We start from the raw sequence: 24,124 nt of genomic DNA, 5'->3' as shown, positions 1-24,124 counted from the left end.
ATCAGACCCGCATCGGCATCACGACATAGACCGCCGAAGTATCATTGCCTTCGCGCATCAGCGTGGGATCGACCGCTGAATTGAACAAGAACACCGCATTCTCACGGTCCACCTGGCTGGCGATTTCCAGCAGGTATTTCGCGTTGAAGCCGATTTCCAGCCGCTCATCGCCATAGGCAACGGCCAGCTCCTCTTCGGCGGCGCCAGAGTCGGGCGAGTTCACCGAAAGTACCAGCCGATCCTCGTCAAGCGACAGCTTCACTGCGCGCGAACGTTCGGAAGACACCGTGGCCACACGGTCAACCGCCTTGGCGAATTCGCTGGCGTCCACTTCCAGCCGCTTGCTGTTGCCGGTCGGTATGACGCGGGTGTAATCGGGGAATGTGCCATCGATCACCTTCGAGGTCAGGGTGATCGCCGGGGTAGCAAAACGAACCTTCGTTTCGGAAACCGATACGGCGATGTTCGCATCATCGTCGTCAAGCAGTTTGCGCAGTTCTCCCACCGTCTTGCGGGGCACGATCACGCCGGGCATCCCCTCGGCCCCTTCGGGCAGGGGCGCGTCGATCCGGGCCAGCCGATGGCCGTCGGTCGCCACACAGCGCAGAACCTTGCCGCCGTCGCCCTGCGCGACATGCATGTAGACACCGTTCAGGTAATAGCGCGTCTCTTCGGTAGAGATCGCGAACTTGGCCTTGTCGAACAGCCGCCGCAGAGCCGGTGCCTTGGCCGAAAAGTTCGACGAATATTCACTGGACGCCATCACCGGGAAATCTTCCTTCGGCAACGTGGCCAGGCTGAAAGTGGACCGTCCTGCCGTGATGGTCAGGCGTCCCGCAGCCGCATCATCCGACAGGTTTACGAGGGCGCCGTCCGGCAACTTGCGAACGATTTCATGCAACATTACCGCCGAGACAGTCGTCGCACCCGACCGTTCGACCATGGCCGGTGCACGATCAACGACCTCGATGTCGAGATCTGTGGCACGGAAGGAGACCTGATTGCCTTCGGCCTCGATCAGAACGTTGGCAAGGATCGGAATGGTGTTGCGGCGTTCCACGACCGACTGGGCCTGCGCCAGCGCCTTCAGCAACGTGGCGCGTTCGATCGAAAGCTTCATCTCTTCCCCCTGCCGACCCCTGAAGGGACGCCGAATTTACCCGGTTTTTCCCGGTTCACAAGTGCTGCGCGCGACTGTGATTAGGATTGGCCGGGCCGTCAAGAGCAGCCCCGGCTCAGCCCTGAAGCAGCCGACGCAGAAGTTGCAGATCGTCGGCCAGCTGGCTGTCGGTGGCCATCAGCTCCTCGATCTTGCGCACGCCATGCATGATCGTGGTGTGGTCGCGCCCCCCGAAACGCCGTCCGATTTCCGGCAGGCTGCGCGGGGTCAGGTGCTTGGCCAGATACATCGCCACCTGCCGCGGCCGGGCGATGGTGCGCAGCCGCTTCGGCCCGATCATGTCGGACAGGCGGATGTTGTAGTGCTCGGCCACCTTGCGCTGGATCTCTTCGATCGTGAGCTTCCGGTCGGACGACCGCAGGATGTCGGCGAGGCAGTCCTGGGCGAGATCCAGCGTGATCTCGCGCCCGACCAGCGAAGCAAAGGCGAAAAGCCGGGTCAGTGCCCCTTCCAGAACGCGGACATTGGTGGTGATCCGGTGGGCAAGGAATTCCAGCACCCCGTCGGCGATCATCAGGCCGCGATACTGCGCGCGGTAATGTTCGACCTTCTGCTGCAGGATGCCCAGCCGCAGTTCGTAGTCTGTCGGGTGCAGATCGACGACCAGGCCGCACTGCAGACGCGACTTGATGCGTTCCTCGAGATCCTTGATCTCGCCCGGGGCGCGGTCGGCCGACAGGACTATCTGCTTGTTGGCATCCACCAGCGCGTTGAAGGTGTGGAAGAATTCTTCCTGCGTCGAATCCTTGCCGGCGATGAACTGAACATCATCGACCATCAGCACATCAACGGACCGGAACAGCTCCTTGAAATCCATCACCTGACGGTCGCGCAGCGCCTGGATGAAGCGATACATGAACTGCTCGGCCGACAGATACAGTACCCGAAGCTCGGGGCGGCGGGCGTTCAGCTCATGCGCGATCGCGTGCATCAGGTGCGTCTTGCCCAGTCCGACCCCGCCATAAAGGAACAGCGGGTTGAAGGTGACGGTCCCGCCTTCGGCTACCCGCCGGGCTGCGGCATGGGCCAGCTCGTTCGGCTTGCCGACAACGAAGGTGTCGAAGGTGAATCGGGCATCCAGCGGTGCGCCGGGAAGATCTTCCTCTGACACGGGCCTAGTCCGCACCGATTTCAGCACCGGCGTCGTGGCGGGGCTTCTGGACCCGGCACCGCCTACGGCAAATTCGATGCGCTCTACCGGCTCTCCAGCACTGGCCAGCTGCGAACGGATATGGTCGGCATAGTTGCGCTGCACCCAGTCACCGAAAAAGATCGTCGGCACTTCGAACCGCGCCACGCCATTCTTGAGATGCGACAGTTTGAGGGGTTCGATCCAGGTGACGTAATTGTTCTTGCCGACCCGCTTGATCAGTTCTTCCCGGACCTGACCCCAAGTTTCGTTCGTCATTCTGTCGCCTGCCAATATCGACTGACCGGCAGAATATCCGCCGGACATGCACAGTTGCCTCGCCATGGACGAACCACCCTCGCCAAGCGCAATGTCCACTGCGGCTGCGCAACGGACACGACGCTTCCCGAAGGAAGACAGGAAGCAACCAGCCTGATACCACCGGTTACCCGGCAGCCAGACCAGTATGACGGGGCAGCAGGAATGCCGCCCTTATATCATTGACCACAAAGGAAAAACTCAGATCTTCCGGCACGGCAGCACCCGATCTGTGCAGCAGCTTTTCCTTCGCGATCCGTTCATGTCCCCCAAGACGAAGTGAATCGCAGGCTGAAGCTAGCAAGGGGTCCGCGGGCGCCGCAACCGAACAACGCGCTTGACACAGCCTTGCGGAAGCCGAATCCGCGCCCCCTTGCAAATCGGCAACGGCCCGACCTGGCTACGGGTTCCAGCGGCCCGGAAATGCCGAAGGGCGCCACCCTTCCGGGGGCGCCCTTCCAGACCGGACGGAAGCTGCGATCAGACCTTGGCGACGGCTTTCACACGCGAGGACAGGCGCGACATCTTGCGCGCGGCGGTGTTCTTGTGCAGTACGCCCTTGGTCACACCGCGTGCCAGCTCTGGCTGCGCAGCCTTAAGCGCAGCCTCGGCTGCGGCAGCATCGCCCGAAGCGATCGCCTCTTCCACCTTGCGCAGGAAAGTGCGGATGCGAGAGCGGCGCGCCTTGTTCACGGCATAGCGCGCCTGCGCCTGACGGGCGCGTTTCTTGGACTGTTCGGTATTGGCCATCTGGCTACCTCGGGATCTTTGCGTTTCAGATTGCACGAAAGACCACAAGGCCCCGACCGAAGGATCGGGAATGATTCTTGCCTAAGCGGGCCCACGCGCATGTACGTCGTCCATTAGTGCAGCGCGACCGAAAAGGAAAGCCCCCAAGCGCAGGATCGCGGATAGCCTTGCAAGGCTGCGCGGCTGGCTTCGACGGCACGGTGCCACCAGCTGGAAAGGCCGCCCTATCGGTCGCGGAACTGCGGCTGGCGTTTCTCAAGGAAGGCGGCCATGCCTTCCTTCTGGTCTTCGGTCGCGAACATGGCGTGGAACATGCGCCGTTCGAACAGCAGCCCTTCGGACAGGCTGGTTTCCTGTGCCCGGTTCACGCATTCCTTTACGACCATCGCCGTCACCGCCGATTTCTCGACGATCTTCTGCGCGGCCTTCATGGTTTCTTCCAGCAGCGACTTGCAGGGCACGACCCGGCTGACCAGCCCGCAACGTTCCGCTTCGGCAGCGTCCATGAAGCGCCCGGTAAGATGCATGTCCATCGACTTCGACTTGCCGACGGCCCGCGTCAGCCGCTGGGTGCCGCCCATGCCTGCCACGATGCCCAGGTTGATTTCCGGTTGCCCGAACTTGGCCGTGTCTGCGGCGATGATGAAATCGGCCAGCATGGCCAGCTCGCAGCCGCCGCCCAGGCAATAGCCCGCCACCGCCGCGATGATCGGCTTGCGGGCGCGGGCGATGGTGGCTGCCTCGGGGCCGAAGAGGTCATCGAAGAATACATCTATGAACCCCTTCTCGGCCATCTCCTTGACGTCGGCCCCGGCGGCGAACGCCTTTTCCGAGCCGGTGATCACGATGCAACGCACGCGATCATTCGTTTCCGCCGCCGTCACGGCCGCCGCAAGTTCACGCATCAGCGTGGAATTCAGGGCGTTCATGGCGTCAGGGCGGTTCAGGCGGATCAGGGACACATTGTCCTCGACCTCGACGATCAGGGTCTCATAGGCCATTGCGGCCCTCCTTCTGGCGGTCGGCTGACTCCTAGCACCAAACGGGGCGATGGCAAGTCACCTCTGGCAGTAGGGACACCAGAAGGATGATCGCCCCGACTGGACCGTACGGACGACCGTGCCGGCGCAGCCGGGGGTTTCGCAGGGTTCGCCTTCCCGACCATATACCTGAAAATGCTTGGCAAAATAGCCAAGCTCGCCATTGGCATGCCGGAAATCCCGCAGGCTCGACCCTCCCGCCTCGATCGCTTCGGCCAGAACGTCCCGAATGGCCGGCACCAGGTCGTGAACCTGCGATTGTGCAAGATCACCGGCCAGTCGCAAGGGGCTGATCCGGGCGCGGTAAAGCGTCTCGGCAACATAGATGTTGCCCAAACCGGCCACGATCCTTTGATCCAGAAGTGCGGCTTTGATCGGGGTCTTCCGGTTCTTCAGACGGTCCGCAAGGTAGGCTTCGTTGAAATCATTGCCAAAGGGTTCCGGCCCCAGCCCCGCCAGCAAGGGGTGGTCACCAGCGCGGTCGGTGGGTGTCAGGTCCATGGCGCCGAAGCGGCGGGCATCGTTGAACGTCACCCTTGCGCCACCCTCCAGGTGGAGCACCACATGGTCGTGCTTCTGCGGTGCGGGGTGGTCGCGGTGGAAGGCGCCGACCCGCGCGCCCGAGACGAGCATCCGCCCGGACATGCCCAGATGCACCAGGAGCGTCTCGCCCGAATCAAGATCGGCCAAAAGGTATTTCGACCGCCGCCGCAGTGCCTTCACCCGCTGCCCCGTCAGCCGCTCGGCCATCCGTTCGGGCAGGGGCCATCGCAGGTCAGGGCGGTTGACCTCGGTCCGGGCGATCATCGCGCCTTCCATCACCGGCATCAGGCCGCGGCGCACGGTTTCGACTTCGGGCAGTTCAGGCATCGGCGGTCCCTGACAGATGGGCGCATTGCAGGCGCGGGGTGGCGGACTATAAGGAGGCGTCAGGGCGAAGGATCGCAAGACCGATGAGCGAAGAAAAGACAACCCATTTCGGCTTTCAGGACGTGCCCGAGGCCGAAAAGGCCGGGATGGTGCATGGCGTCTTTTCGCGCGTGGCCTCGAAATACGACATCATGAACGATGCGATGTCCCTGGGCATCCACCGGCTTTGGAAGGACGCAATGATGGACTGGCTGGCCCCGCGTCCCGGCCAGCGGCTTCTGGACGTGGCGGGCGGCACCGGCGACGTGGCCTTCCGCTTCCTGAAACGCGCCCCCGGCGCGCAGGCCGTCGTCTGCGACATGACCGAGCCGATGCTGATCGAGGGCCGCAAGCGCGCCGAGGCGGAAAGCCTGGCGCACAGCCTCGACTGGGTCGTGGGCGACGCCATGGCGTTGCCCTTCCCGAACAACAGCTTCGACGTTTACACGATCTCCTTCGGAATCCGGAACGTGACCCGCATCCCCGACGCGCTGTCCGAAGCCTTCCGCGTGCTGAAACCGGGCGGGCGGCTGATGGTGCTGGAATTCAGCCAGATCCCCAACGACCTGATGCAGAAGGTCTATGACCTCTATTCCTTCAACATCATCCCGGTCATGGGCCAGGTCATCGCGGGCGACCGCGCCAGCTACCAGTATCTCGTCGAATCCATCCGCAGGTTCCCCGATCAGGAAAGCTTCGCCGCGATGATCCGCGCCGCCGGGTTCGAGCAGGTGAAATACCGCAACCTGACCATGGGCATCGCGGCCCTCCATTCCGGGTGGAAGCTGTGAGGACCTGCCGCTCATCGGCCCCGTTCGGTCCCTCTTCGCGGTCGCGCCCCGCGATGAGCGACCGAAGGGATGCGAAGAGCCGCCCGGAGCGCGCCGCATGAAGGGCCCGCACAACATCGTCCGCCTGATCCGCACCGGCGCCACGCTGGAACGCACCGGCGCCATGGACGTGGTGCTGGAGGCCTTTCGCGCGCCCCCCCGGCTCCGCTTTGCCGCACGGATGCTGGGCTGGCCGTTCAAGTGGCTGGGTCTGAAGGGCGACCCCGCGCTGCCCCCCGCCACCCGGGCGCTGACCGCGCTGGGGCCGGCCTACATCAAGTTCGGCCAGGTCCTGTCCACGCGCCCCGACATCGTGGGCGAGGAACTGGCCGACCAACTCAAGTATCTTCAGGACAAGCTGCCGCCCTTCCCGACCGAAACCGCCAGGAACATGATCGAGGCGGAACTCGAGGTGCCGGTCTCCGACCTGTTCTCCGACTTCTCCGAACCCGTCGCCGCCGCCTCGATCGCCCAGGTCCACCGGGCGCGGCTGGCCGATACCGGCGAGGAGGTCGCCATCAAGGTGCTCCGCCCCGGGATCGAACGCGCCTTCCGCAAGGACATCGACGCCTTCTACCTCGCCGCCCGCTGGATCGAGCGCCTTGCCCCCTTCAGCCGCCGCCTGCGCCCCGTGGACGTGATCGCCCATTTCGAAGGCGTGGTGATGGGAGAGCTGGACCTGCGGCTGGAAAGCTCCTCGGCCGCCGAGTTCGCCTCGAACACGGCACAGGACGAAGGCTTCCAGGTGCCGAAGCCGCACTGGTTCCTGTCGTCGCGCAACGTGATGACGCTGGGCTGGGCGGAAGGGATCGGGCTGAACGATGTCGAGGCGATCGAGGCCGCCGGACACGACCGCCGGGTGCTGGGCGCCCGCGTGTTGCAGCTGTTCCTGAACCACGCGCTGCGCGACGGCTTCTTCCATGCCGACATGCACCAGGGCAACCTGAAGGTGGCCGCGAACGGCGACATCATCGCCTATGACTTCGGCATCATGGGCCGGATCGACGAATACACCCGCCGGGTCTATGCCGAGATCCTGATGGGCTTCATCCGCAAGGATTACCGCCGCGTGGCCGAGGTGCATTTCGAGGCGGGTTACGTCCCCCCCGACCGCGACATCGACGAATTTGCCCGCGCGCTGCGGGCGGTGGGCGAGCCGATCTTCGGCATGGATGCCAGCCGCATCTCGATGGCGCGGCTCCTCGCCTACCTGTTCGAGGTCACCGAACGCTTCGGGATGGAAACGCGGACCGAGCTGATCCTTCTGCAACGGACGATGGTCGTGGTCGAAGGCGTGGCGCGGTCCCTGGATCCGCACATCAACATCTGGGAAGTGGCCAGCCCGATCGTCGAACGCTACATCCGCGAGAACGTCGGACCAAAGGCGGTTCTGCGCGATCTGGCAAAGACCGCCCGGGTTCTCGCGCGTTTCGGGCCGAAACTTCCGGGTCTTGTCGAGGCCCAGCTCATCCGCGCCGGAAACCCGGCCACACCTCCTGCGCGACCCGGCCCCCGCATGAAGGTCGGGCTTTGGCTACTGGTGATACTGGCGGCCTTCGCAGCCGGGGTGCTGGTGGATCGCCTCTTCTGACCGGAGGCATCAGCGTGCCTCGCGCAGGGCCGTGACGCGGTTGGCAGACACTTCGCTGCCACCTGCAAGGACAAGGCTGGTCCCTGCAGGCGTGCCGCGCACCTCGACCACACGCGCATAATGCTCCATCGGGCCGGTGAAGATGACTTCCTCTCCGCGCAGACTTTCCAGCTTGAGAGAGTAAGCCCCGGGCGGCAGCGGATTGCCGGCCGCATCGGCACCCAACCAGGCGTATGGTTCTGCAGTGACGGGAATTTCCTCGCGTGCGACCAGACGGCCTTGCGCATCCCGCACCTCGAGAACCGCCCGGGTCGCCCCCTGCGCCGGGTTGGGCGACAGGGTCACCGGGCGACCATCGAAGCGCACCATCGCATCCGTACGCGCCTCTTTCCCGACCCAGCTGGCCATTTCGGCCATGCCGATCTGCTGGAACCGCGTCGTCATCTCGGACAGAAGCTGATTCGTGCGCACCTGCTGTTCGACCCCCGAGAAGGTGGCCAGTTGCACCGCATAATCCGCAGAATCGATCGGGTTCAGCGGATCCTGGTTCTGCATCTGCACCGTGAGCATCCGAAGGAAAGTGTTGAAATCGGACGCGATCCCGGAGGCCTGGCCCGGTTTGTTGCCGGAAGCGGTGGCACCGGACGAGGGCATTACGGTTGCGACAGTCATGGCAGTCCTCACAATCGAAGATCCAGCGAAGATGCGGGGGTTGCAGATTGCCGCAAAACTCCAGGCTTCACGGCCGCATCCGCGGGCATGGCATCCGGTGCGCCCCCATAGCGCCGGGGCTCCTCCCGTCCTGATCCGGGGGTGCCGGATTGCCACTGATCCGCACCGTGCTGACCAAAGCCGATCTCTGCCCGAGGAAAGCCGGCCAAACGCAAGGCTTCGGTCAGTTGCTCTGCATGGCGCCGGAACAGGTCGAGCGTATCGGGGCGATCAAAGCTCAGCATCACGGCGATCCGATCGGGATCTGCGGCATCCGTCTGCAGGGTCACGCGGACACTGCCGAGTTCATCAGGCGACAGACGGATTTCGGTGACCTTGTCCTTCGCATGCCGGCCGGGGTCGACGATCGCCAAGGCAAGCTGGCCAATGCTTGCGCCGATATTCGGCAAGGCTGGCGCATGCGCCATCGCCCCGGTCGATGCGTGCGGTAATGTGTGGGCAAGCAGCGGCAGCGCGGCGGGATCCGGCAGCAGCCCGCCAGAAGGCCCGGCCATCGGCGCCAGGACCGACGCTGGCACTGGCCTGCGGAACGCTTGCTCGGCCGCCAGCAGATCCGCGCCCGCAGTGCTGTCTGTCGGACATTGCTTTTCCGGATGGTCGGGCACAATCACGGGTGCAAGGCCGGCAGCGGCTGCCCGACCTGGGCTGCCTGCGACAAAGGTCAGGCCGTCCAAATCCCCTTCCGCAGCCTGCTGCAGCCCATGCCACGGCAAAGCGGTCTCTGCCCCGGCATGGCCGACCGTGATCGGGATGGCATGACCTGCGGTCGGCCCTCTGGAACCGGCTGCACCGTGGTCGCAAGAAAGCTGTGGTGCCGGGGCCAGAGGGGGGGCGACAAGGCCGCCCGCCGGCCGGTTCCGGCCAGACAGGCACGGCGGGGTCGGGGAAGCCGCCGGTGCAGACGCCGGCCCATTTCCCGGCGACGCATCGACGACCGCCGGATTCCGGGCAGGGACAAGGCCGGAAACCGAAGCCTCTGACGCCTGATCACGGACCACTTCCCCGGGCTTGGCGGCGCTTGTTGCATTCCGTGCAGGAAAGGAGGATCCGTCCTGTGCGGGGACATCCGGCACCCCTGCCGCACCAGTGCAGTTCCGGCCGTCATCGTTCGGCGCCATATCATCGGAATGCGGCAAGCCTCTGACGAAAAGACCCGGACTGTCAACCGGGCGGTCGATTGCCGCATCTGCGGTTTCCCACGTGCAGGGGTCTAAGGCTTCGGGTGCCGATGTCTCGCTGCCGATGGCCTGCCCCTGCGGATCTGCACCGACGTCTGACGCAAATTCCGGTGCGCGCGTCCCTGCCGTTCCCGGCAAGAGAAACAGCACGGTTTCCTGCGGCAGTGGCGCATTCCAATCGCAGGGTGCACCGTCTGAATCCGGGGCATCCCTCACCCCCGCAGGAGCGCCCAGCAGATCCGCGAATTCCGGGGCGAGTCCGCCCGCCCCCTCTGCCCGAAAGCGTGCGACGAGGGAAGGGAGCGGACAAGTCTGCACAGGGCGGGTGGACTGCATTTCGGGACACCTTCGGCCACGCTGCAATCGCTTATCTGCCAGGGAGGTTACCCATTCTTTACTGCCGTCGCAGATTGTCGCGTAAATTCCGACCGATGAGAGAGCCGTTCATGCACACGAACTCCGTCCCGACCCCGGCCTTGGCATCAACTGGCCGCTACGACCGCGCATTCGCTAAGGCACAGGAACTCGAGACCGTCTTTCTGGCCGCGATGCTGGCCCATGCCGGCCTGGGCGGCGCAGCAGGTTCCTTCTCCGGCGGTTCCGGAGAGGCACAGTTCGCCTCGTTCCTGCGGCACGAACAGGCGCGGCTGATGGCAAGCGCAGGGGGAATAGGGCTGGCCCGGACGATCTTCGAGGCAATGGTGGCGAAAGGAACCGGCGATGGCGATTGAAGACCTTCTGGACGAGGCCCGGGATGCACTTCTTGCAGGCGACCTGGCCGCGCTTGAACGGATAGGAACCGGCATCGAGGCACAGGCCCAGACGCTTTCGTTACCCGACAAGGCGACCGCAGAGCGCCTGCAGCAGAAGGCCGAGCGAAATGCCCGCCTGCTTGAAGCCGCCGCGCGCGGTGTGAAGGCCGCGCTGGGCAGGCTGACCGAAATCACCACCAGCCCGACGCTGACCACCTATGATTCGCGCGGCCGGCGGGCCGAGGTCGGCGACGGCACGTCCTCGGCCCTGGGACGGTTCTGATTTTTCTAGAATGCCCGGCACTTCACGCGGCGGAGTTAGGGATTGGTTAGAACCTTGGACGCTTCACTGTCCTCGCGCCTCATGACGGGGCGGCGCTTCCGGCCCAGCCGGCGGCATCGGACAGAAGGCCCGTCCCGCCACATTCAGACGTGGCATTCGCGGCCGTGAAACCTGCGGCCATTCGTGAAGGAAACAGAAATGTCGTCGCTTCTGACCAATACCAGTGCAATGGTTGCCCTCCAGACGATGAAGGGCATTAACGCCAACCTCAACAAGACGCAGGCCGATATTTCCATCGGCAAGAGCGTGGCTACCGCCAAGGACAATGCCGCAGTCTGGGCAATCTCGAAGGTGATGGAATCTGATGTCCAGGGCTTCAAGGGCATCTCCGACAGCCTCGCCGTAGGGAATGCGACGCTGACCGTCGCCCGGTCGGCAGCGGAATCGGTGACCAAGCTGCTGACCGAGATGAAAGGCAAGATCGTCGCCGCCCAGGCCGAGAACGTCGACCGCGGCAAGATCGACACCGACATCAAGGCGCTGACCAAGCAGATCGAATCCGTCGTCGGCGCGGCGCAGTTCAACGGGCTGAACCTGGTGGACGGATCCAAGTCCACGGTCAATGTGCTTTCCTCGCTCGACCGGTCGCAGTCAGGCGTGACATCGGCCAATATCGAAGTGACGGCACAGAATCTGTCTACCACGGCGGGCAGCGCGCTGACAGGCGGCGGTCTTGGAACGCTGTCGGCCACAAGCGTGGTGACCGGAACTCCGGTCACGCTGAACGGCTTTACCTTCCAGGGGGGTGGGGGTGCCCTGGCATCGAACGCGCCAAGTGCGGATCCCGCCACGCTGACCGCTCTGATCGCAGGTGACTCGGTTTCGCTCAGGGTCGGCTCGGTTGAAGGCCGCTATGTTGTGCAGCAGGGCGACACCGCAGATTCGCTGGTTGCGGGCCTCAAGAACGCCCTGACCGCGAATGGCCTGTCCGACAGCGACTTCACCCTGTCCCTGTCGAGCGGCGCCCTGCAAATCGCGAACAACACGAACCAGGCAGCCGATGTTTCGGTTTCCGCCAGCCGAGGCACCGGCGGTCTGGCCGGGCTACACGGCATCGACGTGGTGAATGCCCCAGCAAGTGCTCTCGGGGCGATCGAGGGGATGCTCCAGACGGCGATCGACGCCGCGGCTGCGTTCGGCTCGGCACAGAAGCGCATCGAGATCCAGAGCGAATTCGTCGGGCAGCTGACCGATTCGCTCAGGACCGGGATCGGCGCCATGGTCGATACCGACATGGAGGAAGCCTCGGCCAGGCTACAGGCGCTGCAGGTCCAACAGCAGCTGGCCACCCAGGCGCTGTCGATTGCAAACCAGCAGCCGCAGGGTCTTCTCTCTCTGTTCCGCTAAGCGTTCGGGGCCGCGGCTGACGCGCCGCGGCCCGCACCCTTCCAGAGCTTCGAACCGACGGAACCCCGATGTCCCATCAAGCCCCAATCGCATATGCTCATCAGGAAGCACCTACGCGTTCGCACCGATCGGTCGAATACGATCTACTGGCACAGATCACCCGTCGGCTGCATTCTGCCTGGTCGAACCGCGAGGCCGATTTTCCCGGCCTTGTGCGCGCCGTGACCGATAACCTGCAACTCTGGTCCGCGCTTGCCGCCGATGTGGCACTTCCCGGAAACAATTTGCCCGCGGCACTGCGGGCGAGACTGTTCTATCTTTACGAGTTTGCCAGCCGGCACAGCCGATCTGTGCTGGACGGCAAGGCCAGTGTCGCTGTCCTGACCGAAATCAACACGGCCGTGATGCGCGGCCTGCGAGGAGCGGGGGGCACGACATGACCGGCCTCGTGCTGAAACTCGGGCCGCATGAACGGGTGCTGATCAATGGCGCCGTAGTGAAGAATGGGGAAAAGAGGTCGCGTCTGGCCATCATGACCCCGAATGCCAATATCCTTCGACTGCGCGACGCCATCCATCCGGGTGAGGTCAACACTCCGGTCCGTCGCGTGTGCTACATCGCGCAGCTTGTATTGTCGGGCGATGCCGATCCGGCCGAGGCCCGGCTGCAGCTCCTTCGCGGGATCGAACATCTCAGTCAGGCCCTGACCGACAATGACAGCCGCACCCAACTGGCCCTGGCCAGCCGCGCGGTTCTTGAAGATCAGCATTACCAGGCACTGAAGGCGCTTCGCAGCCTGCTACCCAGGGAAGAGCGACTGCTGGTCGCTTCGGCACGACCATGAGCTTCCAGCCATTATTGCCGATGTCCGGCTATGGCGGCTGGGGTTTCCTAAAGAGGACGCTGCAGCGTCAGCAGGCGGCACAGTTGGCTTCACCCGTCCTAAAGCGGGATGAAGCCTATTTTCGCGACCGGATCGGCAAGATCGAGACGGCTGAGCAACTGGTCTCTGACAGGCGGCTCTTGCAGATTGCCCTGACCGCATTCGGGCTTGAAGGCGACGTGAACAATCGTGCCTTCATCAGGCAGGTGCTTGAAGGGGGAACCCTGCGGGAAGGCAGTCTTGCGAACCGGCTGGCCAACAAGCAGTACCATAAGCTTTGCGCGGCTTTCGGCTTCGGCGATTTCCCGGTGCCACGCACAAGAATCTCCACCTTTCCTGACGAGATCTTTGCCCAGTATCGCAGCCGCAGCTTCGAGGCGGCAGTAGGCGAACAGAACAATGCCTTCCGCCTGGCCCTGCATGCAGAGCGCGAATTGCCCGAGATTGCCTCCCGGTCCGGCAGCGAGACCGCGAAATGGTATACGATCCTGGGCAGCCCGCCTTTGCGCGAAGTGGTGCAAAAGGCACTCGGCCTGCCCAATAGCCTTGCGGCAATCGACATCGACCAGCAGGTCACAACCCTTCGCGACAAGATGCGGGCGGTCTTCGGCGCATCGACTGTAAGCCAGTTCAGTGATCCTGCCAGGCTTGAATCGCTGATCCGACGCTTTCACTTGGGCGCCCAGGTGCAGGAACAGCAGGCAAGCTCGTCCCTGGCTGCCATCGCGCTGATGCTCATGCGTCGTTGAGGCTGCGGGCTTTGACCATGGATCGCACGGCTCCGGCCCCCGGACAGCCCGATGCGAAACGCATCGGGTGTAACGTCTCACCCGGAAATCGGTTGCGTGGCGCCAGCACGGCCCTTGCAATCGGGCCCACCGCCGGCGTGCCTGATGCTTCCAGCCGACAGGGCGGCCCGTGCCCTGGGAAACGGCCGGTCAGCCCGGATTGTCTGAATCACTCGGCAAGCAGGGCACGCAGGCGCGCGAAACTTTCCGCCGGCCCTCCGGCCGGGGCGGCTTCGGCCAGGAAGTGATCCAGCGCAGGCCACAGCCTGATCGCGCGGTCGATCACAGGGTCGGTTCCGGCAGCATAAAGCCCGGCCTGGATCATCAGTTCTGCCCGGTCGTAGGCCCCCAGCAGGCGCCGGGCATCGCCGATCAGGTCGTTTTCTGCCTCGGTGGCCGCATCGGGCAACGACCGGCTGACTGACCGCAAGAGATCGATGGCCGGAAATCGGCCCCGTTCGGCAATTCGACGATCCAGAACCACATGGCCATCCAGCACCCCGCGCAGGATATCGGCCACCGGCTCCTCCATGTCGGAGCCGGCCACAAGAACGGAAAAGACCGCCGTGATATCCCCTGCCCCCTCGGGGCCGGGACCGGCCCGCTCGGCCAGGCCCATGATCGCCTGGGTGAGAGAGGCGGGATAGCCGCGCAAGGATGCCTCTTCGCCTCCAGCCAGAGCCACTTCGCGATGCGCCTCGGCAAAGCGGGTGACGGAATCCACTAGCAGCAGGACGTGCAAGCCCTGATCACGGAAATGCTCGGCCACAACCATGGCCGCAAGCGCACACTTCCGCCGCATCAGGGGGGACTGGTCGGACGTTGCGGCGACAACCACGCTTCGCGCCATGCCATCGGGGCCGAGGACGCGCTCCGTGAACTCGCGCAGCTCGCGTCCTCGTTCACCGACCAGCGCGATGACCGCCATGTCCGCCTCCACCCCACGAGCGAACCGCGCCAGAAGAGAAGACTTGCCAACCCCCGAGCCCGCGAAAAGTCCGATCCGCTGGCCACGGACCAGAGGCAGCAGCGTGTCGAAGACCGCGATCCCCGTTGACAGCCTTTCACCCAGGCGACGCCGCGTCGCCGCGGCGGGCGCCGGTGCGCACAGGGGCCGGGAAGCGCGGCCCCGCAGCAGGGGGCGACCGTCAAGGGGCCGGCCCGACGGATCGACGATCCGGCCGATCCAGCTGTCGTCTGGCGCGATGGCAGCGCTTCCGACCAGCTCAACCCGGTCGCCGATCGCCATCCCCTCTCCTGTCGTGGCGGGCAGAACGGTGCACAGGCCTGGGCTGAGGCGCAGAACCTCGCCTTGGGAAATCCCGTCGCGGCTGTGGATCACAACGTGGTCTCCGATGGCCGCCCCCCGAAGACCAGCCACCTGCACCAGGCCGCGACGGGTTTCCGCCACGCGGCCCACCATTCGAACCGGCACGCTTCCGGCAGTTTCGGCCAGAAGGCCATCGAACAACCCTGACACCGGATTCTCCGTTTGTTCGCCCTCAATTGTTTCTAAAGGAATCACCCTTAAGCCTTGGTGAAACAGGTCGAGGGAGAAGCCCCGATGTTCGAAAAACTGGAACTTGCCCGCATGGCTCAGGCGCTTGCCGCGCACTCCGGGGCGCGGATGGCGGTGATCGCAAGAAACATCGCGCATGCCGATACGCCGGGCTACAAGGCGCAGGATCTGCCGAGTTTCGCCAGCGTCCTTGCCTCCGAAGGCGGGGAAATGCGGGCCACGCGGCCGGGGCACTTGCGGACCCCTGCAGGGAACTTTGCCCTGACTCCCCAGACAGCTCCTGGCCGCGAGTCGCCGAACGGGAACACGGTCTCGCTCGAAGGTGAGATGGTGAAGTCCGTCGAGGTGCGGCAAAGCCACGACATGGCGCTTGCGATCTATCGGGCGACGTCGGACGTGATCCGCGCCAGCCTTGGCCGGTCGCGATAGGGGGCCGCACATGGGGAACGATCTGAACAGCTCGCTTTCCTTTGCGGCCGCAGGGATGGAGGCGCAGGCGATGCGCCTGCGTCATGTATCGGAGAACATCGCCAATGCCGATACGCCCGGCTATCACCGCAAGGTCGTGACCTTCCGCCAGGCGATGGACACTGGCCTGGTCGAACCCGGGCGGGTGCGTCTGGACCAGAGCGACCTGCCCAAAATCTATGATCCTGGCCATCCATTGGCCGATGAGACCGGTCACTACGACGGATCGAACGTCGATCTGGTGATCGAAATTTCCGACGCTCGCGAAGCGCAACGCAGCTACGAGGCAAACCTCAGGATGTTCGACCAGGCACGTCAGATGACGCAAAGCCTGTTCGACCTTCTGCGCCGATAGGGAAGATGCAGCATGGATGTGAAAACCTCTTTCGTCAGCCAGGCATATGCCAACGCCCGCACAGCCGCCGCACCGCAATCGAAGACGGGGGAAGCGGCCCATGGCCTGGCGAAACTGGCAGACACCTTCATGGGCGCGTTGCAGGAGCACGAGTCGACCGCCCGCGCGGCGATGTCAGGGGGCGCCGATCCGCATGCCCTGGTTCAGGCGCTGGCCTCGTCGCAGTTGGCGGTAGAAACGGTTGCCACGGTTCGCGACCGGGTAGTCGAGGCCTACCAGGAAATCCTGAGGATGCCGGTATGACCGAGGCCGCAATCTTTGACGTGATGCGTCAGGGTCTGTGGACCGCCGTCCTGATCTCGGCACCGCTGCTGACAGTGGCTCTGGTTGCCGGCGTTGTTGTGGGCCTGTTCCAGGCGTTGACCTCGATCCAGGAGATGACGCTGACATTCGTGCCGAAGGCTGCCCTGATGCTGGTCGTGTTCTGGGCCTCGATGAGCTTCATGACCTCGACGCTGGTGGCCTTCTTCCGGGGCACGATCGTGCCGCAGATCGCGGGGGGCTGAACCATGGATGCGGCGCTCTATGTCACACTGACGCGCCAGTCGGGCCTGATGCGCGAGATGGGGGTGGTGGCCAACAATATCGCCAACAGCTCCACCACCGGTTTCCGGCGCGAGGGTGTGGTGTTTTCCGAACATGTCGCGGCGCTGAATCGGGATCCGTCGTTGTCCATGGCCCATGCCAGCGGACGGCACGTCGACCTGCGCCAGGCGACGCTGACCATGACTGGCGGGGCGTTCGACCTTGCCATCCAGGGCGATGGGTTCTTTCTAGTCCAGACACCGCAGGGCGAAAGACTGACGCGCGCCGGTTCCTTCGCGCTCAACCCTGAAGGCGAGCTGGTCACCCCCGATAACCATCGCCTGCTTGATGCCGTGGGCGCACCGGTCATTGTCCCGCCGGACGCCAAGGTGACCATCGCGCATGACGGCACGCTTTCGGCAGACGGCCAGCCCATAGCGCAGATCGGCCTCTGGCGGCCTGCCGATCCCCTCGCCCTGCGGCACCAGTCCGGCACGCTTTTCGACGGCGGGGCGCTGCAGCCGGTTGAGGGCGGCGCGATCATGCAGGGCATGCTGGAGGAAAGCAACGTCGAGCCGATGTCGGAAATCGCCCGGATGATCGAAGTGCAGCGTGCCTACGAACTGGGGCAGAAGTTCTTGGAAGCCGAAGATGAGCTGGTCCGCAGCGTGGTCCAGACGCTGGGCCGATAGGAGATTGGGATGAAGGCACTTCACATCGCAGCCACCGGAATGTCGGCGCAGCAGATGAAGGTGGATGTGGTGGCGAACAACCTCGCCAACATGTCGACCACGGGCTACAACCCCCGTCGCGCCGACTTTGCCGACCTGCATTACCAGCAGATGGCGCGACCGGGCAGCGTCTCGGCTGCGGACGGTTCCATGCTGCCGACCGGCATACAGATCGGTCTGGGGGTTCGCCCGGCCTCGGTCTCGGTGGTCCCGGGACAAGGGTCACTGGACGCGACCGGCGGCGATCTTGACGTTGCGATCGACGGCAACGGCTATTTCGAGGTGCAACTGCCGTCGGGTCAGACCGCATACACCCGCGACGGAGCGCTGAAACGTTCAGCCGACGGTCAGATCGTGACTTCGGAAGGCTATCCGGTCGTCCCAGGTATCACCATTCCCTCTGACGCACGAGGCCTGACCATCACCCCCGGCGGAGAGGTCTGGGCCGATTTCGCCGACAGGGTGGAGCCCGAACTTCTGGGACAGTTGACACTATCATCCTTCACCAACGAGAAGGGTCTGGAGGCGATAGGATCGAACCAGTTCCTTGAAACCCCCGCTTCCGGCCCTGCGCTATCGGCCGCGCCCGGACAGCAGGGATTGGGCACACTGCGGCAGGGCTATCTCGAAGCCAGTTCGGTGGACGCAGTGCGCGAGGTGACAGAGCTGATCAAGGCCCAGCGCGGCTATGAGCTGAACGCCAAGGTAATCACCGCTGCCGACCAGATGCTCGGCGCGACCACCCAGGTGCGCTGATGAGGGGCGTGCTTGCCCTGCTTCTGGCGGCATCACCCGCCCTTGCAGATAGCGTGGTCGCCACGCGGACGATCCGGGCACGTGCGCTGATCAGCCCGGATGATCTGACTATTGTCGATGCCCATATTCCCGGTGCCTTGGCCAACCCGGCCGATGCCGTCGGCCGTGAGGCGCGCGTGGCGATCCATGCCGGACGGCCGGTGCGCGCCGGTGACATCGGGCCTCCCGCTCTGGTGGACCGCAACCAGGTGGTGCCGCTGATCTACCTGTCGGGCGCGCTTGCAATATCGACGGAAGGCCGGGCACTTGCCCGCGGGTCGGCAGGCGACGTGATCCGGATCATGAACCTTGGCTCTCGCACCACTGTCACTGGCCGGATCGGTCCGGACGGTGCGGTCTATGTCGGATGGAATGACTGAAATGCTGCGATCCGCTCTTTTGCTGACACTGGTCGTCTCGGGTTGCGGGAAGCTGAGCCAGGTCGGCCGCGCCCCCGAATTTTCGGCCATTACGGGCACCAGCCAGCATTATGCAATGTATTCCGCGACCCTGCCCGAAGATCTGGCTGCTGCAACGCCATCGGACGGCTCGTCGCTGTGGGCGGGAGGGACCGAATCGCTTCTGGGTGACCGCCGCGCTGCACGTCGGGGCGACATCCTGACCGTGGTGATCGAAATCGACGAAAGTGCCTCGATCTCGAATGCCACCGGACGCAACCGCAGCGGCTCGCAGAAATCGGGCCTGCCGGAGTTCTTCGGCATCCCGCAACGGATCGATGCACGCCTGCCCGACAGCGCAGACTTGGCCGATGCCTTCGAGACGCGGTCTTCTTCGACATTCAAGGGGGCAGGATCGGTCAGCCGAAAGGAACAACTGACCTTGCGGCTTGCCGCCACCGTGGTCGAGGTGCTGCCCAACGGCGTACTGCGCATCGAGGGCCAGCAGGAGGTGCGCGTGAACTACGAAATGCGAGAGCTGTTCGTGACCGGCTTCGTGCGGCCCAACGACATCTCGCGACAGAACGAGATCACCTATGACAAGATCGCAGGGGCGCGCATTTCCTATGGCGGGCGCGGGCAGATAAGCGATGTCCAGCAGCCAACTTATGGCCAGCAGGCTGCAGACATCATTCTGCCCTTCTGATCATGCTACGGAAATTCCTGCCCGTCCTTCTGGCAATGATCGGTCTGGGCGCCGGCCTAGGCGCCGGGCTTGCACTACGCCCGGCGCCGCAAAGGCCAGAGACCGACAGCAGCGAGCGCCACATGGAGGCCACAGCGACAGGCCATAAAGCAGGTGACTCCAACGTCAGGACAGATGACGGGACCGTGGCGGAATATGTCAAGCTGAGCAACCAGTTCGTCATACCTGTCATCGAGAAGGGCCGCGTCGCATCAATGGTCGTCCTTTCTCTGTCACTTGAGATCCTGCCGGGCCAAGCGGAGGCCATCCATCTGCGCGAGCCGAAACTTCGCGACGCATTTCTGCAGGTGATGTTCGATCATGCCAATGTCGGCGGTTTCAGCGGCTCGTTCACTGACGGATCGAACCTTGTTGTACTGCGTGAAAACCTGGGCGAAGCCGCAGCCATGGTGCTTGGCCCGATCGTCCGCAGCGTTCTGATCACCGACATCGCCCGGCAAGACAGCTGATGATCTGATCCTCGCCTAGCTTTCTCCCTCTGCATTCCGGTTGAGACCGCGCAGAGCCTCAAGCCGACCGAACGCGGCCAAGGCCCGATCGCGTGCGTCCAGCCAGTCGACTGTCTGTCGTGCAAGAATGGCATTAAGCTCGGTGCGCTGTGCATCCGCCCAAAGTTCGTAGCGCAGGGCAACCTGGTTGACCGTGACAGTCGGCAGGTCCGCAGTCTTGGCGGATTGATCGAGTGACATGATCTGCATCCTTGTCCTGTCGCGCAGATCGGCCGTTTCGCGCAGTTTCGCCAGGCGCTGGTCCAGTATCAGTTGCGACAGCTTCTGAAGGCGCGCCAGATCGCTTCTGCGGTTCATTGCCGGCGTGCCTTCTGACGCATGGCATCGGCAAAGCGGATCGCCGCGGCAACAGCACGGTAGTGTTCGGGCCGGATTTGCTGCCCGATCTCGACAGTGGCGTATATGGCGCGCGCCGCCGGCGGATCGCTGTGAACCGGCACGCCGTGCCGGGCCGCTTGTGACCGGATGACCAGGGCGATCTCGTCCACGCCCTTGGCCACGCAGACCGGCGCGGCACCGCACTTCCTGTCCCAACGCAGGGCAACGGCGAAGTGAGTGGGGTTCACCACCACCACATCCGCCGTCGCAACATCGACCAGCATCCGGTTTGTGGCAACCGCCTGCGCGCGCTGGCGCCGGGCCGATTTGAGATGCGGATCACCCTCATTTTCCTTGTGTTCATCCATCATTTCCTTGCGCGACATCCGATTGCGCCTGCGATGGCGGTGGTGCTGCCAAAGAAGATCCACCCCGCCCAGCGTGACGGTGACGAGCAGAAGAATGAAAAGGAACTCGATCACCAGCTGCCGAAGGAAGGCCATCGATGACCCGGGATCCAGAAAAAGGGTGGCGAGAACCTTCTCGATGCGACCGGCAAGGAAATGGTACAGAATTGCCGCGACAAGGATGAGCTTCAACGCGCTCTTCCCGAATTCGGCAAGACCTTCGACGCCGAATTTCTTTCTTGCGCCTGCGATCAGCGAGATGCGGGACAGCTTCGGTGCAAGATGACTCGGGGTCACCACAAGGGCGCGTGTCGCGACAGCCACCACCAGCACCAGCACTGGCGGCAGCAACAGAAGTGCAAGCGGCGGCCCTGCAAAGGAAAGCAGGATGCCGCCATACAATTCGCCTGCCCCGGCAAACATCAGCCGCGACAAACGGTCAGCCTGATCAAGAAACACCATTCCAGCCGTGCCCGAGCGGCGCACCACCCATCCACCCAGCGCGACGAGAGACAAGAGAAGGCCCGCGATCCCGGCCGCCATGAGAAGATCGGTCGAGCGGGGAATGTCACCCTTCTTCCGGGCCTCCTCCAACCTCTGCGGCGAGGCTTCGAATTCCTTTTCCTCGCTATCGCTCTCTTCCGCGTTCATGGCGGCGGGCCGAACGGATCGGAAAGGTAGGCCTCGAAAAGCTGCAACCAGTAGGCCAGCAGGATCGGCGCCGATACCGCAAGAAGCGCAATTGCGCCCAGGGTGAGGGCCGGTGCCCCGACCATTGCGACCATGAGATGCGGCATGGCCCGGTTGATTGCCCCAAGGGCCAGGTTGTAGATCGTCGACGCCACGACAAAAGGGGCAGCAAGGGAAAAGCCCAGCGCAAAGGTTCGACTGACAAGTGAGAGGTTCCAGTCTGCCACTGCGCGCGCATCCAAATAGCCGCCCGCAGGCAGGACATCATAGGAAAGCAGGGCAAGTTCTGCCGCCCGGACATGCAGCCCGGCTGCCAGGGCCAGGGCGACGCCGGCGATGACAAGCAGGTTGCCGATTGCCGGCTGCGGCTCCGGCGCAGCATTGGGAAAAAGCTGCGACAGGGTGGACGCTTGGGCGATGAGTCCCGCTGCGGTGAGCAGGGCCAGAAGGAAAAGCCGCATCCCGATACCCAGGATCAGGCCGGCAACTGCTTCGCCCGCAAGGGGAAAAAGGGAAGGCGCCGGGCCGCTGCGGGATATCGTTTCGGCAAGGGCCGGGGCCAGGACAAGTGTGAACGCAAGGATCAGCGCCAGCTTGACTCGCGTCGGCACAGCCGGTTCCCCAAGGCCCGGCATGAATGCGATCATCGCTCCGATCCGGATGAACACCAGAACCGCCGCCCAGGCGACCCCGTCGATCAGGGAAAGCAGGGAAGACAGCTCCTCGATCAGGCCGCTCATGCCGCCACCTGCCCAAGAAGCGCAGGCCGCGCCTCTGTTCCGATTTCCTCGTAGGACAGGACAGGCATCTGCAAGCCCCTGGCCTGCACCACGGTCTTCAGGAAACGTCGACGGGTGACCGAGGTTACCAGCGCGGGATAGACGCCGGTTTCGGCCGCGCGGTTCACCCGGTCAGCCAGACCATTCGCCAGTTTTGCAAAGATTTCCGGGGGCAAGGCCACGTCACGCGGGCCACGGTCGCCGTCGATCTGGTAGGTGGAAAAGGTCTTCTCCCACTCTGGCGCCAACTGGATCAACGGCACTGTTCCGTCGGGCCGCTTGAGTTCGGCCACGATCTGGAATCCAAGCCGCTGGCGGACGTGTTCACAGATCGCCTCCGGCACCGCAAGCTGACGCGCCTCTGCCACTGCCTCGAGGATCAGGGGCAGGTTCCGGATCGAGACCCTTTCCTCCAGAAGAAGGCGCAGCACGGCATGCAGAAGGTCCACCGGAACCCTGTCAGGCATCAGTTCGTCAAGCAACCTGCGGTTCGCCTCGGCCCGGACCGGGTCGGAAAGCCGGACAAATTCGTCCAGCAATCGCCGAAGCGCGCGCAAGGAAAGCAGCCGTGACAGGTTGGCCTTCAACACTTCCAGCAGGTGTGTCGCCAGAACCTCGGTCGGCGAGACAACCGTAAGGCCGGACAGCGCCACATCTTCTTGCTGATCTGGCCGGATCCAGCGGGCCGGCGCGCCATAGACGGGCTCTTTCACGTCGATGCCGTCGGGGGCTGTAACACCATCCGCGATAAGCACGAGCACCCTGTCAGGGTACAACGTACCCGACACTCGTTCGACACCCTGAAGCCGGATCCGATACTGGCCGGGCGAAAGTGCGGCCTGATCCGTCAGGCGAATCTCGGGCAGGATCAGACCGAAGGCCAAAGCCACGTGGTTGCGCATGTTGGTGATACGCCCGTCCAGCCCCGTCGCCGGATCAAGAACCATGGCCACAAGGTTCGGGGCGAATTCGATATGGATGTCGTCGAAATCCAGCACATCCCCCATCGATCTCTGATGCGCCGGCTCCTGGAAGGTCGGGCCTGCCTCTGGCGTTTCGGCGGACTTCCGGGTGCGCAGATAGGCCATGCCGCCCAGCGCGGCGGCCGCAAGCATGAACGGAATGAAGGGCATACCAGGCACGACAGCGAAAAGCGCCATCAGCGCGGCGACCGTGCCAAGTGCCGCCGGATGGCTGCCAAGCTGGGTGAAGAACGAAACATCCGCCGCACCCTTCTGATTACCCTTGGCCAGCAGAAGCGCCGCCGCCACAGAGATGATGACCGCTGGGATCTGGCTGACGAGGCCATCGCCGACGGTCAGGATCGTGTAGGTTCGGAACGCGGTTGCGATATCCAGCCCATGCATTGCAAGGCCGACAACCAGCCCGACCAGGATGTTCAGTCCCGTGATCATCAGGCCTGCAATCGCATCGCCCTTGACGAATTTCGACGCGCCGTCGAGCGAGCCGAAGAAGGTGGTCTCGGCCAGCTCCTGCTCACGCCGGCGTTTCGCTTCGGAGTGATCGATCGCCCCGGCCGAAAGGTCCGCATCGATTGCAAGCTGGCGCCCCGGCATTCCGTCCAGCGCGAAGCGGGCGCCGACCTCGGCCATGCGCCCGGCGCCCTTGGTGATGACGATGAAGTTGATGATCAGCAGGACAACGAAGATCACCAGCCCCAGGATCAGGTTGCCGCCCATGATGAAATCGGCAAATCCGGCAATGACGTGTCCGGCGGCATCCGGGCCGGTGTGGCCCTCGGCGATGATCAGCTTGGTGGAAGAGACATTCAGCGCAAGCCGCAACAGAAGCGAGGCCAGAAGGATTGTCGGGAAGGCAGAGAAGTCCAGCGGGCGGTCGATGAAGAGGGTGACCGTCAGCATCAGGATGGCAAGAGCGAACGAGACGGCCAGCCCGATGTCCAGCATCCAGGCCGGGATCGGCAGGATCATCATCACAACGATTGCCATCAGGCCCAGCGCAAGAAGGATCGTGGGCCGGAACATGCGGCGCAGACCGGGCAAGAGATGCATC

General features: G+C 64.0%; 29 protein-coding genes. 17 read left to right on the top strand and 12 right to left on the bottom strand.

Annotated elements, in window-relative coordinates; genetic code table 11:
* Position 1 precedes the first annotated feature (1 nt).
* The 5 genes from dnaN to mutM all read right to left on the bottom strand — a co-directional run bounded on the left by dnaN (position 2) and on the right by mutM (position 5,287).
* Positions 2–1,120, bottom strand: coding sequence for a DNA polymerase III subunit beta (dnaN, locus tag EYB42_RS10955; RefSeq protein ID WP_135450146.1), 1,119 nt, complete (start codon positions 1,118–1,120; stop codon positions 2–4).
* A 115-nt stretch (positions 1,121–1,235) separates the two neighbouring features.
* Entirely contained in the window at positions 1,236–2,588 is a 1,353-nt protein-coding gene (dnaA, locus tag EYB42_RS10950) for a chromosomal replication initiator protein DnaA (RefSeq protein WP_135450145.1), read from the bottom strand.
* A gap of 519 nt (positions 2,589–3,107) precedes the next feature.
* Complete coding sequence (gene rpsT / locus EYB42_RS10945) at positions 3,108–3,377, bottom strand: 30S ribosomal protein S20 (RefSeq protein WP_135450144.1); 270 nt, start codon at positions 3,375–3,377, stop codon at positions 3,108–3,110.
* A 224-nt stretch (positions 3,378–3,601) separates the two neighbouring features.
* Positions 3,602–4,378 (bottom strand): enoyl-CoA hydratase, encoded by a 777-nt coding sequence (locus tag EYB42_RS10940; RefSeq protein ID WP_135450143.1) that lies wholly within the window; start codon positions 4,376–4,378, stop codon positions 3,602–3,604.
* A 57-nt stretch (positions 4,379–4,435) separates the two neighbouring features.
* The gene (gene mutM / locus EYB42_RS10935; protein ID WP_135450142.1) at positions 4,436–5,287 is read right to left on the bottom strand and encodes a bifunctional DNA-formamidopyrimidine glycosylase/DNA-(apurinic or apyrimidinic site) lyase; all 852 of its coding nucleotides are present in this window, start codon (positions 5,285–5,287) and stop codon (positions 4,436–4,438) included.
* Between the two features lie 83 nt (positions 5,288–5,370).
* Here mutM and ubiE point away from each other — a divergent pair, with 83 nt between their 5' ends.
* Positions 5,371–6,117, top strand: coding sequence for a bifunctional demethylmenaquinone methyltransferase/2-methoxy-6-polyprenyl-1,4-benzoquinol methylase UbiE (gene ubiE, locus EYB42_RS10930; protein ID WP_135450141.1), 747 nt, complete (start codon positions 5,371–5,373; stop codon positions 6,115–6,117).
* A gap of 97 nt (positions 6,118–6,214) precedes the next feature.
* The gene (gene ubiB, locus EYB42_RS10925; RefSeq protein WP_135450140.1) at positions 6,215–7,747 is read left to right on the top strand and encodes a 2-polyprenylphenol 6-hydroxylase; all 1,533 of its coding nucleotides are present in this window, start codon (positions 6,215–6,217) and stop codon (positions 7,745–7,747) included.
* A gap of 9 nt (positions 7,748–7,756) precedes the next feature.
* Here ubiB and EYB42_RS10920 read toward each other — a convergent pair whose 3' ends face one another.
* Together EYB42_RS10920 and fliK are read right to left on the bottom strand one after the other, a co-directional pair.
* Positions 7,757–8,419, bottom strand: coding sequence for a flagellar hook capping FlgD N-terminal domain-containing protein (locus EYB42_RS10920; protein ID WP_135450139.1), 663 nt, complete (start codon positions 8,417–8,419; stop codon positions 7,757–7,759).
* Between the two features lie 8 nt (positions 8,420–8,427).
* Positions 8,428–9,153: a flagellar hook-length control protein FliK gene (gene fliK / locus EYB42_RS17370; RefSeq protein WP_167850995.1), complete on the bottom strand. Its 726-nt coding sequence runs from the start codon at positions 9,151–9,153 to the stop codon at positions 8,428–8,430.
* 950 nt (positions 9,154–10,103) lie between these two features.
* Between fliK and EYB42_RS10910 the strand changes: the two genes are divergently transcribed.
* From EYB42_RS10910 to EYB42_RS10885, 6 genes are all read left to right on the top strand, one after another.
* Complete coding sequence (locus EYB42_RS10910; RefSeq protein ID WP_135450137.1) at positions 10,104–10,388, top strand: rod-binding protein; 285 nt, start codon at positions 10,104–10,106, stop codon at positions 10,386–10,388.
* Positions 10,378–10,692: a hypothetical protein gene (locus tag EYB42_RS10905; protein WP_135450136.1), complete on the top strand. Its 315-nt coding sequence runs from the start codon at positions 10,378–10,380 to the stop codon at positions 10,690–10,692. The genes EYB42_RS10910 and EYB42_RS10905 overlap by 11 nt, the downstream gene beginning before the upstream one ends.
* Before the next feature lie 198 nt (positions 10,693–10,890).
* Complete coding sequence (locus EYB42_RS10900; protein ID WP_135450135.1) at positions 10,891–12,099, top strand: flagellin; 1,209 nt, start codon at positions 10,891–10,893, stop codon at positions 12,097–12,099.
* A gap of 68 nt (positions 12,100–12,167) precedes the next feature.
* A complete protein-coding gene (gene flaF / locus EYB42_RS10895; protein WP_135450134.1) occupies positions 12,168–12,539 on the top strand; it encodes a flagellar biosynthesis regulator FlaF in 372 nt (123 codons plus the stop codon).
* Positions 12,536–12,943 (top strand): flagellar biosynthesis repressor FlbT, encoded by a 408-nt coding sequence (gene flbT / locus EYB42_RS10890; RefSeq protein ID WP_135450133.1) that lies wholly within the window; start codon positions 12,536–12,538, stop codon positions 12,941–12,943. Before flaF ends, flbT begins: the two co-directional genes overlap by 4 nt.
* Before the next feature lie 83 nt (positions 12,944–13,026).
* On the top strand, positions 13,027–13,731 hold the full coding sequence (locus EYB42_RS10885; protein ID WP_240784106.1) for a DUF1217 domain-containing protein: 705 nt from the start codon (positions 13,027–13,029) through the stop codon (positions 13,729–13,731).
* Positions 13,732–13,939: 208 nt separating this feature from the next.
* Here the strand turns inward: EYB42_RS10885 and EYB42_RS10880 are convergent, their stop codons facing one another.
* The gene (locus EYB42_RS10880; RefSeq protein WP_135450131.1) at positions 13,940–15,250 is read right to left on the bottom strand and encodes a FliI/YscN family ATPase; all 1,311 of its coding nucleotides are present in this window, start codon (positions 15,248–15,250) and stop codon (positions 13,940–13,942) included.
* 84 nt (positions 15,251–15,334) lie between these two features.
* On the opposite strand from EYB42_RS10880, the gene EYB42_RS10875 reads away from it, so the two are divergent.
* From EYB42_RS10875 to EYB42_RS10835, 9 genes are all read left to right on the top strand, one after another.
* On the top strand, positions 15,335–15,718 hold the full coding sequence (locus EYB42_RS10875; RefSeq protein ID WP_135450130.1) for a FlgB family protein: 384 nt from the start codon (positions 15,335–15,337) through the stop codon (positions 15,716–15,718).
* Positions 15,719–15,728: 10 nt separating this feature from the next.
* A complete protein-coding gene (gene flgC, locus EYB42_RS10870; RefSeq protein WP_135450129.1) occupies positions 15,729–16,112 on the top strand; it encodes a flagellar basal body rod protein FlgC in 384 nt (127 codons plus the stop codon).
* A gap of 12 nt (positions 16,113–16,124) precedes the next feature.
* Entirely contained in the window at positions 16,125–16,415 is a 291-nt protein-coding gene (gene fliE / locus EYB42_RS10865; RefSeq protein ID WP_135450128.1) for a flagellar hook-basal body complex protein FliE, read from the top strand.
* On the top strand, positions 16,412–16,678 hold the full coding sequence (locus EYB42_RS10860; protein WP_135450127.1) for a flagellar biosynthetic protein FliQ: 267 nt from the start codon (positions 16,412–16,414) through the stop codon (positions 16,676–16,678). Before fliE ends, EYB42_RS10860 begins: the two co-directional genes overlap by 4 nt.
* A 3-nt stretch (positions 16,679–16,681) precedes the next feature.
* Positions 16,682–17,389, top strand: coding sequence for a flagellar hook-basal body complex protein (locus EYB42_RS10855; RefSeq protein WP_135450126.1), 708 nt, complete (start codon positions 16,682–16,684; stop codon positions 17,387–17,389).
* Between the two features lie 9 nt (positions 17,390–17,398).
* The gene (gene flgG / locus EYB42_RS10850) at positions 17,399–18,184 is read left to right on the top strand and encodes a flagellar basal-body rod protein FlgG (RefSeq protein ID WP_135450125.1); all 786 of its coding nucleotides are present in this window, start codon (positions 17,399–17,401) and stop codon (positions 18,182–18,184) included.
* Complete coding sequence (gene flgA, locus EYB42_RS10845) at positions 18,184–18,603, top strand: flagellar basal body P-ring formation chaperone FlgA (RefSeq protein WP_135450124.1); 420 nt, start codon at positions 18,184–18,186, stop codon at positions 18,601–18,603. Before flgG ends, flgA begins: the two co-directional genes overlap by 1 nt.
* A 4-nt stretch (positions 18,604–18,607) precedes the next feature.
* The gene (gene flgH, locus EYB42_RS10840) at positions 18,608–19,327 is read left to right on the top strand and encodes a flagellar basal body L-ring protein FlgH (RefSeq protein WP_135450194.1); all 720 of its coding nucleotides are present in this window, start codon (positions 18,608–18,610) and stop codon (positions 19,325–19,327) included.
* Between the two features lie 122 nt (positions 19,328–19,449).
* A complete protein-coding gene (locus EYB42_RS10835; protein WP_346763308.1) occupies positions 19,450–19,836 on the top strand; it encodes a flagellar basal body-associated FliL family protein in 387 nt (128 codons plus the stop codon).
* A gap of 15 nt (positions 19,837–19,851) precedes the next feature.
* Here EYB42_RS10835 and EYB42_RS10830 read toward each other — a convergent pair whose 3' ends face one another.
* The 4 genes from EYB42_RS10830 to flhA are packed head-to-tail and all read right to left on the bottom strand — an operon-like array spanning position 19,852 to position 24,123.
* A complete protein-coding gene (locus EYB42_RS10830; RefSeq protein WP_135450122.1) occupies positions 19,852–20,193 on the bottom strand; it encodes a hypothetical protein in 342 nt (113 codons plus the stop codon).
* Positions 20,190–21,272, bottom strand: coding sequence for a flagellar type III secretion system protein FlhB (gene flhB / locus EYB42_RS10825; protein WP_135450121.1), 1,083 nt, complete (start codon positions 21,270–21,272; stop codon positions 20,190–20,192). The genes EYB42_RS10830 and flhB overlap by 4 nt, the downstream gene beginning before the upstream one ends.
* The gene (locus EYB42_RS10820; protein ID WP_135450120.1) at positions 21,269–22,051 is read right to left on the bottom strand and encodes a flagellar biosynthetic protein FliR; all 783 of its coding nucleotides are present in this window, start codon (positions 22,049–22,051) and stop codon (positions 21,269–21,271) included. The genes flhB and EYB42_RS10820 overlap by 4 nt, the downstream gene beginning before the upstream one ends.
* Positions 22,048–24,123: a flagellar biosynthesis protein FlhA gene (flhA, locus tag EYB42_RS10815; protein WP_135450119.1), complete on the bottom strand. Its 2,076-nt coding sequence runs from the start codon at positions 24,121–24,123 to the stop codon at positions 22,048–22,050. Before flhA ends, EYB42_RS10820 begins: the two co-directional genes overlap by 4 nt.
* Position 24,124 lies beyond the last annotated feature (1 nt).

Origin of the sequence: Tabrizicola caldifontis (genome assembly GCF_004762095.1) — a bacterium.
Lineage (GTDB): Bacteria > Pseudomonadota > Alphaproteobacteria > Rhodobacterales > Rhodobacteraceae > Tabrizicola > Tabrizicola caldifontis.
This window is presented reverse-complemented; position numbering and strand designations above follow the sequence as displayed.